The sequence below is a fragment of the Vibrio sp. L85 genome (assembly GCF_963871815.1).
GTDB lineage: Bacteria > Pseudomonadota > Gammaproteobacteria > Enterobacterales > Vibrionaceae > Vibrio > Vibrio harveyi.
Genome location: NZ_CAWMYL010000240.1, coordinates 1 through 241 on the forward strand (window position 1 = coordinate 1; position 241 = coordinate 241).

Below are 241 nucleotides of genomic sequence, written 5' to 3' on the forward strand. Positions count from 1 at the left end.
ATGTGCTTAATACACATCTTCGGTTTTACGGATGTGGTTAAACACCTCATAAACTTCATCGTATGAAACGTCGTAGCTTTCAAGCTTTTCAACGCAGTCAAAAATATCATTGGTGTAAAAACACTCGTGATTGAATAGCTCACGGCGGATGATGGCTTTGATGCCATTTTCGGCAATATCTTGCGCAATCCCTTCCTTTTGGATCTCGTCTAGCTTTTCGACTAAAGCACTCGCATTACTC

The 241-nt window shown here is 41.1% G+C and carries 1 protein-coding gene; it reads right to left on the reverse strand.

The window, feature by feature from the left end; genetic code table 11:
• Positions 1 to 6 precede the first annotated feature (6 nt).
• The coding region (locus tag AACR11_RS22780; protein WP_445286034.1) for a DUF7659 family protein at positions 7 to 241 on the reverse strand (235 nt) is incomplete at its 5' end.